Origin of the sequence: Pseudomonas sp. UMAB-08 (genome assembly GCF_900095225.1) — a bacterium.
Taxonomy (GTDB): Bacteria; Pseudomonadota; Gammaproteobacteria; order Pseudomonadales; family Pseudomonadaceae; genus Aquipseudomonas.
The window spans coordinates 98,155-109,184 of record NZ_LT607427.1 but is presented as its reverse complement, the minus strand read 5'-3'; the positions used below and the strand labels follow the sequence as shown (position 1 = coordinate 109,184).

The 11,030-nt window shown below is 58.3% G+C and carries 10 protein-coding genes; all 10 read right to left on the bottom strand.

All coding sequences use genetic code 11. The features are described 5' to 3' along the window. Positions 1-253, bottom strand: a 253-nt coding sequence (locus K0F75_RS20420) for a DUF2790 domain-containing protein (RefSeq protein WP_219063780.1), incomplete at its 3' end; no start/stop codon positions are given. Positions 254-509: 256 nt separating this feature from the next. Further along, a complete protein-coding gene (locus tag K0F75_RS20415; protein ID WP_219063779.1) occupies positions 510-1,469 on the bottom strand; it encodes a zinc-binding alcohol dehydrogenase family protein in 960 nt (319 codons plus the stop codon). A 149-nt stretch (positions 1,470-1,618) separates the two neighbouring features. Continuing rightward, positions 1,619-2,416, bottom strand: coding sequence for a helix-turn-helix domain-containing protein (locus tag K0F75_RS20410; protein WP_219063778.1), 798 nt, complete (start codon positions 2,414-2,416; stop codon positions 1,619-1,621). Positions 2,417-2,535: 119 nt separating this feature from the next. Next, on the bottom strand, positions 2,536-2,991 hold the full coding sequence (locus K0F75_RS20405; RefSeq protein ID WP_219063777.1) for a hypothetical protein: 456 nt from the start codon (positions 2,989-2,991) through the stop codon (positions 2,536-2,538). Beyond that, positions 2,991-3,575 carry a Panacea domain-containing protein gene (locus K0F75_RS20400; protein ID WP_219063776.1) on the bottom strand — a complete coding sequence of 195 codons (585 nt, stop codon included), beginning with the start codon at positions 3,573-3,575 and terminating at the stop codon, positions 2,991-2,993. Before K0F75_RS20400 ends, K0F75_RS20405 begins: the two co-directional genes overlap by 1 nt. Before the next feature lie 170 nt (positions 3,576-3,745). After that, the gene (locus K0F75_RS20395; protein ID WP_219063775.1) at positions 3,746-5,017 is read right to left on the bottom strand and encodes an OprD family porin; all 1,272 of its coding nucleotides are present in this window, start codon (positions 5,015-5,017) and stop codon (positions 3,746-3,748) included. A gap of 203 nt (positions 5,018-5,220) precedes the next feature. Beyond that, entirely contained in the window at positions 5,221-5,424 is a 204-nt protein-coding gene (locus K0F75_RS20390; RefSeq protein ID WP_219063774.1) for a hypothetical protein, read from the bottom strand. Positions 5,425-5,565: 141 nt separating this feature from the next. Next, positions 5,566-6,672: an agmatine deiminase gene (gene aguA, locus K0F75_RS20385; RefSeq protein ID WP_219063773.1), complete on the bottom strand. Its 1,107-nt coding sequence runs from the start codon at positions 6,670-6,672 to the stop codon at positions 5,566-5,568. Positions 6,673-6,677: 5 nt separating this feature from the next. Then, complete coding sequence (aguB, locus tag K0F75_RS20380) at positions 6,678-7,556, bottom strand: N-carbamoylputrescine amidase (RefSeq protein ID WP_219063772.1); 879 nt, start codon at positions 7,554-7,556, stop codon at positions 6,678-6,680. A gap of 200 nt (positions 7,557-7,756) precedes the next feature. Beyond that, positions 7,757-10,669 carry an aminotransferase gene (locus K0F75_RS20375; RefSeq protein ID WP_219063771.1) on the bottom strand — a complete coding sequence of 971 codons (2,913 nt, stop codon included), beginning with the start codon at positions 10,667-10,669 and terminating at the stop codon, positions 7,757-7,759. Positions 10,670-11,030: the final 361 nt, after the last annotated feature.

Here is an 11,030-nt window from a genome sequence, read left to right as displayed (position 1 = left end):
AGCCGTTTGAGCAGCCGTTACCCATCACGCTGTATTGGAGGGTGTGACGCTGACCTTGATGGTCTTCGTAAGTCATGTGCACTGGAACAACACCGCAGGTATCCGGAACCGCATCCATGCTGATAACTTTAGCAACATCAAGTTTCATGGAGTACGTGTATTGTTCAACAGCTGCGTTGTTAACAGCTTGCACTTCGTCAGCAGCGGCGATTGTAGAGAAACCGACCAACGCAAGTACGATTAAGCTTTTCATTTTATTTACAGGCCTTTAAATCAATCACAACTGACTGACTTCACTTGCCGAGGAGGCGGAAGAAGTTGTTAAACCGTTTAGAGTTAGGTCTAACACGAAGTACCATCCCTGCGGGGTTCGTGTGCTAGGGAATGTGCGTAGTTTACAAGGATGGTTATTTAGTTATACCCAAAAGAAGCATAATGTTCTTTACCGAAACGGTAACAATCCCTGGCGCAGCGTTTTGAGGCCGGCAAACCGGCCTCTGGCCCCCGTCTTAAGGCAGCAGAACTACCTTGTTCCCGCTCCCCTTATTGACCTCCTCATACCGCGCCAGCCCCTCACTCAATGGCGACTCAAACAACCCGGTCGGCAAGGGCAATAATCCTTCATCAAAAAACCGCCCGAATTGATCGAGCATTCCGGCACACGCTTCTGTCCCGTAGAGCAATGAGTTGATCCCCACAACAGACCCTCCTTTGCGATACAGCGCCAACGCAGGCAGGTGCACGTGCCCATCCGCAGGCGCAGCGATGATGGCGATGCGGCCGAAAGGGGCCAGGGCAGTGACGGCGGCAGGGAGCCAGAAGCCCGTGGTGTCGAAGATGACGTCGGCGCCGCCGGTGAAGACTGTGTTGACGCTGGCGGCGAGGTCTTCGGGTGTGTCGAGCTGGATGGCGTTGAAGCCTTGGTCGTTGAGCGCTTTAACGTGCTCGGGGCGACGCACCGCGCCGAGCACGTGGGCACCACGGATTTTTGCCAAGGCCAGGGCGGCGCTGCCGACTGCACCGTTGGCGCCGATCACCAGCAGGCGCGTGTCAGCGGTCACCAGGCTACGTTCCAGTGCATCCCACGCAGTGGTGAACGGGACGCCGAGGCTGGCAGCCTGGGCAAAGCTCAAGGCTTTGGGTTTGAGGGCGACGCCTTTGGCGGGCAGAGTCAAATACTCCGCATGCGAACCGTCGCGGAAGAAGCCCGGCTCTTTACCGGTCCCCCAGACTTCCTGACCGATCAGTGCCTGCGGACCTTCCACGACGATACCGGCGAAGTCCCGACCAGGGATGCGCGGCAAGGTGGTGTAGGGAAAGCGCCCGAGTACATTTTTCACGTCGCTGGGGTTGAGGCCGGCGGCTTTCACCTGGATCAGTACTTCGCCCTGAGCAGGAGTGGGCTTGGGCACGTTGAGGTAGTGCAGGGCCGCGAGGTCACCGGTTTTGGCAAATTGCAGGGCATTCATGAGGGCTCCATCTCTGGGTGTCGCGTTGCGCTATGGGGTTGAGCGACCGCGTTTTAGGTGTCCAGAGTGTAGGAGGGAGCGCAGATAGCTGTCGGTCAACTGCTTCTGCTTTACTGCCAAACAACGTCAGACAATCGCGCAGACCGTCGTCAGACCGCACCTTCGCCGACCGGGTACTGCGAAGGGCTCATGCCAAGTTCACGACGGAACATATCGCTGAAACTGCTGGGCGAATAACCGAGATCACGCGCGATGGTGCTGATCGGCACCCCCTGAATCAACTCGGCGATCGCCGTTGCCAATTGCACCTGTCGCCGCCACTCAGCGAAGCCCATGCCCAGTGCAGCTTGAAACAGACGCGCCAGCGTACGCACGCTGGCGCCGGCATTTTCCGCGTGCTGCTCGAAGGACACATCCAGCGACGGCGACGCCATTACCGCCTGGCACAGGTTGATCAGACGACGGTCAGAGCTATCGGGCATGGGGATTTTCAGCACGGTGCGCCTGGCTCGCCTCAACTCCAGCAACGCAAGGCCTACAACCGCGTCGTAATAGTCCTGGCCCTGTTGATCCTGCCCCTCTTGAGCCTGAGCCTGCCCCACCAGATTGAGGATCAGCTCACGCAGCAGGCGCCCGACTTCGATGACCTGCACGGTGCTTTCCAGCGTCGCGGCAATCGCCGGGCGCAGGTAGATGTTGCGCATTTCCAGGTCCGACACCACCCGAATCCCATGCACCACGCCCGGCGGTAACCACACCGCACGTTGCGGCGGCACGACCAGCGCTTCGTGCGGGGTTTCAAGCCACATGACGCCGGACATGGCGTACAGCACTTGCCCCCAGACATGCTCGTGCGGCTCGATGTACAGGCCACGCGGGTACGTCCGCGCCAGAGGCTGCACGGGGACGGCGGTGTCACTGAGGTCGGGCGGTGCAGCGAGGGCCATTGCGGTGACCGGGAGCGAGAGGATGTGCGCATGGTAACGAGCGCCATGAGTTGTCGCCATCAATGCGTGATGGCTGCATCTACGCGCTTAAAGGCAAGCTGCGAGTACGCCAACCCAAACTAAGCACAGCCTAAAAAGGCGGCCGTATCACCCACCCAGCGTGCTTGTCGCTGAGTAATGTAGTCCTCGGATTGAAGAGCGCAGCGAAGCACGGCGCAAAACACGGGACTGGGAAGGGTTTGAGTGATCAGGCGTTTGCGACCTGCATTGGCATGAAGCGCCAAGTCAAAAACATCCAACGTTTCGACGCTGCTGAACTCAACCCAGCTCTGCAATGGCAGATCACTCCCTTGAACGCCCACGTAATATCCAGCGCGCGGCGGGCCAAGGAAACAGGCTGGATTTTCGATCAGGCCATTGGATTTTGAGGTGAATACGGCAGTGACTGCATCCCCTGTTTGAGGATCCACCGCGAGGATCAGTACATATTTACGCTTACATTCGCCTGTGTTCGAGTCGAAGTAGTAACAATCGTCTCGCCAGATTTGCCCCGCGACAGCAACAACCTTAGGCATCAAGCCTCCAGGCTCGAACGCGCGGCATCTAACGCGGATTGATACATAGCCTGCTCGGAAGCGATTTTGAGGAATGCATCACGGTCAGGCATATCCTCTGCTATGGCCAACGAATAGGGGATGACTTTATGACTCCCCCTGCCACCATTCCAAATCTTGTCCCATGCACCGTTTTGCTCATGGGTGACATCGATCATTTTCGGAGAAAAGGTACTTTTGTAACGGGCTGCCAGCGCTTGCATAATATTTAGCTGACGAGTGGTGAAGTCATCAGGATCGAACTGGACAGCAGGATTAACCTCAACCGTCAGACGTTCAAAGTCCACAACCTTCTCAGGAACGATGCGAATCGCCCGAGCGAGGTCTGCCCCCAAGTCCTCCCACTCCTCCATAAGATCCACGGGTACCGGACCGAATTTCCAAGCCTGATATTCAAAACCTGTGACGCTTTTACCCGTCTGTTTGAAGTGCTCGAAATCCAGCAGATATAGCAGTTTGAAGAGCTTTATCTTGCCGCAGCACTGCGTGTTCTCTGCAAAGAAAACAATCGCATTGATCAGACGGTATCGATTAGCTTTGGACATAGGCGCTCTGTTGGATCCTGGAACATTGAAGCGTAGACGATGCAAACGCTGCATTCTACCCCTATTAATACCGCAGGCGGCGGTCCAGTTTCCCTGCATTGATACACCCCACACACAAAAACGCCCCGATCAACTCGAGGCGTTTTATCAGCGCTTCACACGTTCAAGCATCAGAAAATGTTGATCGGGTAGTCGACGAAGATACGGGTTTCGTTACCTTCGTCGTTGTAGGCGCTGGCGTTGTCCGAGACGCGCAAGAAAGAGTTGCGCAGGCGCACGGAGAGGTTTTTCGCCGGGCCAGTCTGTACGACGTATTGCAGCTGGCTGAAGATTTCGCGCTCTTCGCCATTGCCGCGGCCAGTGCCGTCGTCGATGTGGTCGCCACGTACGTAGGCGACTTTATAGGTCAGGCCTGGCACCACGAGCGTGCCCAGGTTGATCCCGTAACCCAGTTGCCAGGAACGTTCGTCTTTGGCGTTGAAGTCAGACCAGTAGGAGTTGGCGAGGTAGATGGTGTTGCCGCCGTCGCCCGTACCGCCCGCGTTGCGATAACCGCCGTAGTTGTAGCCGGTATCGCCGGTGCTGCGCTGGTGAGCGAGGGTGAAGGAATGGATACCGAGGGCGTAGGTCGCCGCCAGGCTCCAGATTTTGTTGTCGCGCGCGTCGTCAACGGCGAAGTCTTTGTCCAGCCGGGTTTTGTACCCGTTGAAATCGAACGTCAGCGACTCATCGTTCTGGAGTGCAACCACGTAGTTGAGGTTGAGGTATTGCTTCTTCAGTACGTCTTCATCGTTGGACGCGTAGAACGCGGCGCTGAAGCTGTCGGTAAATTTGTAGCTACCGCCGTAGACGTCGATCTTCTTCAGATCGCCGCTGTCATGGCCTTCGGCGCTTTTACGAGATTCAGCGGTGAATCGACCCAGGTTCAGTTCAAGGCCTTTGATTTCCTTGGACGTGATCAGCGTGCCGGTGTAGCTCTCCGGCAGCAGGCGCGAGTTGTCGTAGCTCAATACCGGCAGCGACGGCATTTGATCGCCGTACTTGATCACTGTATTGGAGAAACGTGCCTTGATCGCTGCGCCACCTTTGGACAGGTCGCCAGCCGCTTCGCCGCTGTCGCCCTGCTTGAAGAAGTCGATGCCGGCTCGGCCGCTTTTGCCCTTGCCGCCGTCCAGGCGAACGCCGTACAGCGCGAATGCATCGACGCCCACGCCGACAGTGCCTTGGGTGAAACCGGATGCGAAATCGGCAGTAATGCCTTGGCCCCATTCGGCCTTGTCCTGAACGCCGTTCTTGTAATCACGGCTGATGTAAGCGTTGCGCAAGAGCAGGTTGAGGCTGCTGTCTTCGACAAACCCTTTGGAATCCGCTTGTCCATCGGCCATAGCCTGAGTGGCGCACATGACGCCCAAGGCGATCACGCCAATACGTACATTCAACATCTTGTTTTCCTTAATACGAGTTGATCACGCGCTGTGGCCTTGGCCGAACAGGGGTTGCGGCCTTTGAGTCTGGTCAATCGGACCGACTCAGAAGGCCCGCACGAAATCATCGCAGTGGACTACTGATGCTACGTACATGGCGGGTAGCCACAGGCGGGCGCGAATCCTAGCCGTGGGTTGGCCGGGGTGTCAATTTTGAAAACTCAGTGATCCAGAATCAGTATCAATACATCCAGCTCGGCGTCGCTGATCAGCCCAACCGGGTAGCGAGCCTGCAGCAATTGTCGTGAATCAGGCTCCGGCGCCTGGGATCTTCTGGTTGTCCTTAACCAGTCCGCCATCAACTGGCGTGATTCGCTACTTGCAGACAAACTACGAGCAAGGGGCTGCTCAATACCTGCGTTCATGGGGACAACCTCTTGAGTCTTGAGCGGCTAAATGTACCTGTGCTTTATGACAGCGCCGCGAAGGACAGTGCAGGTCAGCGATTTGACGCCAACAAAAAGCCCATCGATTGATGGGCTTTAGAAAGCAAGAACAAGACCAACTCAGCCCTTGTGCGGGGCCGGTTGCTGCTGCGTCAGGCAATGGATATTCCCGCCACCCAGCAACAGTTCGCGACCCGGCACCATGACGACCTCATGCTCCGGAAACAAACGCTGCAAAATCTCACGCGCCGTTTCGTCGAGAGGGTCGTCGAAGCTAGGCGCAATAAGGCCGCCATTGACGATCAGGAAGTTAACGTAAGAGCCGGCCAGCCGCACAAAAGGGTTGCGTTCCTGACTGCCGTGCACCTGATCGACGCCTGCGCACTCTTCTTCGGTGGCGAACAGCGGGTCGGGGATTGGCATTTTATGCACAATAAACGGGCGGCCCTTGGCGTCGCGCGCGTGCTCCAGGACACGCATTGCCGCCTGGCAACGTGGGTAGTTGGGGTCTTTTGGATCATCGGTCCACGCCAGTAACACTTCGCCGGGACGCACGTAGCAACAAAAGTTATCCACATGGCCGTCGGTTTCGTCGTTGTACAGGCCGTCCGGCAACCAAATGACCTTCTCTACCGCCAGATGATCACGCAGCACCGCTTCGATCTCTTCGCGAGACAGGTGCGCATTACGGTTGCGATTGAGCAGGCATTCTTCGGTGGTAATCAGCGTGCCTTCGCCGTCGACGTGAATCGAGCCGCCCTCAAGCACAAAGCCTTCGGTCACATAGCGTGGGCTGCGTTCGATTTCCAGCACCTTGCTGGCCACCTGCTCGTCGAGGTTCCACGGCGAATACAGCCCACCGTCGAAACCACCCCACGCGTTGAAGCCCCAGTCGACGCCGCGCACTTCGCCCTTGTCATTAATGACGAAGGTCGGCCCGGTATCGCGTATCCAGGCATCGTTGTTACTGATCTCAACGACGCGAATGTTCGGCACATCGAGGCGCGCACGAGCGTTGTCGTACTGCGCGGCAGAAACACCCACGGTCACCGGTTCGAAACGCGCGATGGCTTTGGCCAGCGCGACATGGGCGCTCTGTACCGGCTTGCCGCCCAGGCGCCAGTTGTCCGGGCGCTCGGGCCAGATCATCCAGGTCTGGGTCTGCTGCGCCCATTCGGCCGGCATGTAGAAGCCATCGGCGCGTGGCGTGCTTTTCAGCGTGGTCATGGCGATCAGGACTCCAGCGAACCGTCGAGCGTTTTGATTGCGCCGTACAGGTTAGGGCGACGATCACGGAAAGTGCCCCACGCGCTACGGGTGTGCTCAAGTTCGTCGAGGTCGAAGCTATGGACCAGCACGCCCTCTTCTGTTTCATTGAGTTCTGCGACTTTTTCGCCGAACTGGTTAGCGATAAACGACGAGCCGTAGAACGTGATGTCGTAGCCGTCCTGCTCTTCGTTACCGATACGGTTGCTGGCGATCAGCGGCATCAGGTTGGCGCCGGCATGGCCTTGTTGCACACGCTGCCAGTGGTCGCGGGAGCTGATGGTTTTGTCATGCGGCTCGCTGCCGATGGCCGTTGGGTAGAACAGGATTTCCGCACCCAGCAACGCCATGCTGCGGGCGCATTCCGGGAACCACTGATCCCAGCAAATGCCCACGCCGATTTTTGCGTAACGGGTTTGCCAGACTTTAAAGCCGGTGTCGCCCGGGTTGAAGTAGTACTTCTCGTGATAGCCAGGGCCATCCGGGATGTGGCTTTTACGATAAATCCCGAGGTTGGTGCCGTCAGCGTCGATGATCACGATGCTATTGAAGCGTGCACGTCCCGCCAGTTCGAAAAAGCTGATCGGCAGCACGACTTTCAATTCTTTGGCGATTTTCTGGAAGTGCTTGATGGCAACGTTTTCTTCCATGGACGTGGCCAACTGCAGATAGTCCGGGTTCGGCTTCTGGCAGAAATACGGGGTCTCGAACAATTCCTGAATCAGGATGATCTGCGCGCCTTTGGCAGCGGCTTCGCGCACCAGCTTTTCAGCGGTTTCGATGTTTGCTTCAAGATCCCAGGAACAGGCCATCTGGGTGGCGGCGACGGTAACGATACGGCTCATGGAAATCTCCTCCTGGGAAAATGCGGTGGGGCCATCACCTTAGCAGACGGCCCGTGACAATCTTGGCAACTTTATAGCCGATAAAAATCGGCTTTGGAAGGGCGATTAGACGACATGCCAAAATAATCAGCCTTTTAGGTCGATAACAATCGATTATCAGGCTTGATTTCCTTGTCTCCCGCCTCGCGAATGAATTCGACTCAGCCGAGCTCGTCCAACACCTTCGACACCGTATCCACAAAGAAATCCACGCTCTGCCGGGTGGTGCACATCGGCGGCTTGATCTTGAGGATGTTCAAGTAGTCACCGGTCGGCTGCATGAAGATCCCCAACTCACGTAGACGATCACACAGGTAGGCGGTTTCCTCAGTGGCCGGCTCGAGGGTTTCACGGTCGCGGATCAGCTCCACGCCCAGATAGAAGCCAGAGCCATGCACCGCACCGACTAATGGATGTTTATCGATCAAGGCTTCGAGGCGCGCCTTGAAATGACCGCCCACCACTCGGGCGTTTTCCCACAGCTGTTCCTTGTCCATCACATCCAGGACGGCCAGGCCGATGCGGCAACTGACCGGACTACCGCCCGCCGATGAGAAGAAATAACCCTCGGCCTCCAGCGCTTCGGCAATTTCCCGACGGGTGATGACCGCGCCCAATGGCTGGCCGTTGCCCATGCCCTTGGCCATGGTGATGATGTCCGGCACCACGCCCTGCTCTTCGAAGCCCCAGAAGTAATGGCCCAAACGGCCGTAACCGACCTGCACTTCGTCCGCGATGCACACCCCGCCTTGCGCGCGGACCTTGGCGTATACCTGCTGCAGATAGCCCGGTGGCAACGAGATTCCGCCCGCGTTGCCGTACACCGGCTCACAGATGAACCCGGCCACCTGACGTTCCTGCCCGGCCAGCTTCGCCAGCGTGTGCTCGACGCTGCGCACGTAATCCGGCGCGCTGTCGCTGCCACGGAACTCACCGCGATAGGTATTCGGCGCCGTCACCGGGTGCACCCAGTCAGGCCGGGTGCTCAGGGCTAGCGGGTTGTCGGCAATCGAGGTGGAGATGGCATCGGTCGCCACCGACCAGCCGTGATACGCCTCCAGCACGCTGAGCATGTCGCGCCCGCCGCTGTAAGCCCAGGCGAGGCGAATCGCCAGGTCATTGGCTTCGGTGCCGCTGTTGACCAGAAACACCCGGTCCATGGCGTCCGGCGCCAGTTCCAGCAAGCGCTCGGAGAATTCGGCGATGGCCGCGTAATGAAAGCGCGAGTTGGTGTTTAGCAACGACCACTGGCGTGCCGATTCTTCGGCCATGCGCGGATGCCCATGCCCCAGCACCGCGACGTTGTTGAGCATGTCCAGATAAGACCGGCCCTGCATATCAATCAGGTGATTGCGCCAGCCCCGCTCGATCTGCGGCGGATCCTGGTAATAGTGCTTCTGCGACCGGGCAAAGCTGGCATCGCGACGTGCCAGCAGCTTCGCCGAGTCTTCAATCGGCGGCGCATCACAATCGAATCCCAGTAACGCGGCGGGCGAAGGGCACACCACTTGCCAGGCCGACGCCCACGAAGGCGTACTGAACAACGGCGGACTGATATCGGCCACGCGACACAGCTGGACCATCAACGAGCCGCTGCTCTGGCCAATCTCCTGACCTGCACGCACGGCACACCCTGAGTCCAGCGCCGAGGTCACGCCCCACACGCGCAGATTCATCTGCTCGCCGACCAGCCACAGCGCAGCATCAGCGGTCAGGCGCAACGTACCGCCGAATGGCGCATGCAGCTCAGTGCCTGAAGGCACATGCAGTTCGACATGCAAGGCGCAGGTGTCAGGCTCTTTAGCGCTGTCGGGGACGGTGCGCGACAAGCGATATTCGCCGTATCGGGTGGAGGCCAGCCCGCTTTTGATGCCCGCTTCAAGCAACAACTGCTCATCGATACCGGGCTGCTCCCAATTGCCAGCGGTGAAGTGCGCGCTGAGTACACCCAGGTCGACAGGGGTGAATTCGCGACCACTCAGGCTCGGTAGCAAGGGCAAGAACGACTCAACACCGGTCTCTGGTTGAGCCAGCCCGACGCTGGCCAGAATCGCCGCTTCCATCAATTCGAGAGGCACCGAAGTGGCCACATCGAAGATGCCCCACTCGCTCTGCAAGTTGGCCTGGATGTAGGTGTTGTGCGGCTCGATGCTGGCCTGCTGCTCGCTGCTGAGCACCAGAATCGCCGCCCGCGCGACGATCAATGGCCACAGCGCCTGCAACTCTTCGGGTTGCAACGGGTTGATGGCCTGATACGCCTGGATCGCCGGCAGGATGTACAGCGGATTGCCATCGGCATGGTGCAACAACGCCGCGCACGTCACGGAGAGATCGGCAACTCGCCAGGTCGTGACCAAATCCCCGAAATCAATCAAGCCCTGCAACTGCCATTGGCGCTGCTGATCGCGCTCCCAGACCACGTTGTATTCGGTGATATCCAGGTGAATCGCCTGCACCGGCAGCTTCGCCACCAGCGGCCGTAAGCGGTGCTGCGCCTGCTCGGCAGCGTGCGCAAGCAAGGCGCGCTCTTCGGGGTTTTTGATGACCGGTAATAGATGCTTGATCAGTGCATCGGCATGCCGCGGGTCCCACTGCAGGGTTCGCTCCAGGCCCGCGTGTTGAAAACTCACCAGCGCCCGATCGACCTGAGCGCACAGCTCGCCCAACCCCACCACCACGTCGCGGCTCAGGTGGGGCAAATGGGCCAACGACTGGCCGTCGATGAACTCAAGCAACCGCGCCTGCACAGCCCGACCACCGATCTCCAGCGAGAGCAATTCCTCACCGTTGCTGGCCGCCATCACCCGAGGCACACGCACCCCTGGCTCCGCCCCTAAATGCCCCAACGCCGCGTGCTGTGCCTGAAGCTCGCGCAGCGAATAATCACCGTGGCAAATCTTCAAGACATAGCGCCCTTGAGCGCTGTCGAGCAGGTAGTTACGGTCCTGCTGACTGCCCAGCTCCTTGAGCGTCCCGCTCAACCCGTAATGCTGTTCAAGCAACAGCAACGCCTGCTCGGCGCTGACTTCCGGGCACGGCAGACTGGAACGATGAATCAACGTGGCGAGCGGCATAACGACCTCAACGGTTCTTGTTAGCGGCCTATATCGCCAGTTGGCTGGGCGATGCGCAAGGGGTGTGTTCAGAAAAAACCACAATGAGGAAGAAATGGACGGCTTCTATGAACGGCAGAGAGGACGTAGGGGGCATGCTCATTAAGGGTTAATACGGTATCTACAGGATCGTCGGCGATCTTCAGCGTTTTTTTCGCCGCACTTAACTCGCGGGAAAACTCAAAAAATTTAGGCGTTTATGGTCACCGACTTCAGCCGCGACAGTTTTATGGCGCACCGCCCGCTCCCCATGTGTTTTTTTCATGGCTTTGTAGCCGTTTCTCGATCAATCGCACTTGCACCGACCCTCTCCTGCCGACAA

Excerpts from the sequence above, each read along its gene's own strand:
- aguB (WP_219063772.1), bottom strand. The coding sequence starts at position 7,556 with ATGAGCCGTATCGTTACCGTCGCCGCCACCCAGATGGCCTGTTCCTGG.
- K0F75_RS20390 (WP_219063774.1), bottom strand. The coding sequence starts at position 5,424 with ATGAACGCAGGTATTGAGCAGCCCCTTGCTCGTAGTTTGTCTGCAAGT.
- K0F75_RS20395 (WP_219063775.1), bottom strand. The coding sequence starts at position 5,017 with ATGTTGAATGTACGTATTGGCGTGATCGCCTTGGGCGTCATGTGCGCC.
- K0F75_RS20400 (WP_219063776.1), bottom strand. The coding sequence starts at position 3,575 with ATGTCCAAAGCTAATCGATACCGTCTGATCAATGCGATTGTTTTCTTT.
- K0F75_RS20410 (WP_219063778.1), bottom strand. The coding sequence starts at position 2,416 with ATGGCCCTCGCTGCACCGCCCGACCTCAGTGACACCGCCGTCCCCGTG.
- K0F75_RS20375 (WP_219063771.1), bottom strand. The coding sequence starts at position 10,669 with ATGCCGCTCGCCACGTTGATTCATCGTTCCAGTCTGCCGTGCCCGGAA.
- aguA (WP_219063773.1), bottom strand. The coding sequence starts at position 6,672 with ATGACCACGCTGAAAAGCACGCCACGCGCCGATGGCTTCTACATGCCG.
- K0F75_RS20405 (WP_219063777.1), bottom strand. The coding sequence starts at position 2,991 with ATGCCTAAGGTTGTTGCTGTCGCGGGGCAAATCTGGCGAGACGATTGT.
- K0F75_RS20415 (WP_219063779.1), bottom strand. The coding sequence starts at position 1,469 with ATGAATGCCCTGCAATTTGCCAAAACCGGTGACCTCGCGGCCCTGCAC.